General features: G+C 42.7%; 1 protein-coding gene. It reads right to left on the bottom strand.

Annotated features, from left to right (window positions below):
• Positions 1 to 32: 32 nt before the first annotated feature.
• Entirely contained in the window at positions 33 to 1439 is a 1407-nt protein-coding gene (locus B7Y67_RS17755; RefSeq protein ID WP_293599765.1) for a TAXI family TRAP transporter solute-binding subunit, read from the bottom strand.
• Positions 1440 to 1500 lie beyond the last annotated feature (61 nt).

Raw genomic sequence — 1500 nt, 5'->3', positions numbered from 1 at the left:
AGGCTTATTTACCGGCTTAAGTTCAATCTTGTCTAAATACTACTCTCATCGTCTTGAAGTCGGTAAGGCTGAACCCCCCGATTAAGACAATTACGCACGTAATCAATACTAGTTCTCAAAGCGTAATAATCCCCAGACATACTCTTAGGAACCGCTAGCTTGAGTGCCTCATACTCTAGCAAATCTAATTTTTTAAGATATTCATTCTTTGCGCTTGGCAAGAAATTCTCAGTGAGCTCTTGCTCATAAGTCTTGAGATTGCCATATAACTTATTCAGTTTCCGGCGCATACGCTTATCTCGATACCCAGGCAGACTAATCAGCGCTGGGTAAGCAATCGCACAGAAAGGCAAAAATACAAAAACTAAGCGATTAATGAGCTCTGCCAACCAAAATGGAAAAAACGTCATTAACCATGGAGAACCATTCTTCTCATAGTGCACGGCAACTGAGCTTTCCGGAAAATGAGAGACTCCAAAGAAAGGAAATTCTCCACGCTTTGCAAAAAAATTGGCCTTGCCATTAATTGCATGTGATGCCTCTAGAAATAAAAACTGGAGTGCGGGATGCATACGATCATCAATTAACAGATTGGTCGTCGTTGATATCAACTGCAATTCAGTATCTGGATTATTTCTAGACAAACTAAATCCGCCAATAGGCACCTGCAAAATATGGAGGTATGGCAACAGATGGGCATAAGCCTGAGCCCGCTCAAATCCAGCCAAATGAATCGCAGGGTCATTCAGTAAAGCCTGAACATTTTCCGATTGATACCCATCTACCAAAAAAGCACCATCAATTTCACCTTTTTTGAGAGCGCTTACCGCTTCATGATTGGGTAAATACAGGAAATGGGCCTCTTTCTGCAATCCAGAAACATCCAATATCCGCATGGCTTGAGAATGCGTGCCGCTACCAACAGCCCCAACTGAAACTTTACCTTTGAGGAAATGCTTCATTTCCCCGTTGGCTTCTCTAAAGTTGGTCGGCTTGATCTCTGGCCCGCGATAAAAAAACCAGACTGGCTCGTAATCGACCGCGCCCAGTGATTCAATACCCTCAATGCCGCCTGGGTTAAATGTACCTGCCTGAACAAAGGCAGCTTGCAATGGGTCTTTACGATCAGCTAAACGCTTAAGATTTTCTTGAGCGCCCTTAGTTTTAACCAGCTCTAACTTAATTCCCTTCTTCTCAAAAAAATCTACATACTTTTTAGCCATTAACTCATATGAACCGCCCTCAGTTCCGGTGGCCATTAATACATGCCTTGGAGGTGGTGGATCAGCATAGAGCCAGATGCCTGCCAAGATAATCAAGAGTGCCAATAAAATAGGCCATGCTTCTTTCAGAAACTGGATAAAGTCCACCCACTTTTCTTGGGCAGCTTCAGCAAAACCAAAGGCAGATTCTTTAATGTCTTGTTTGATACTTCCCATGGAAGGCCAATCAGCAAATATGTCAAAAGCTAATGATAATGTGCTTATCTAGTTTCAGAAA

The sequence above is a fragment of the Polynucleobacter sp. 35-46-11 genome, assembly GCF_002281105.1.
The sequence above is the reverse complement of the archived record's forward strand: the minus strand, read 5'-3'. Positions and strand labels throughout refer to the sequence as shown.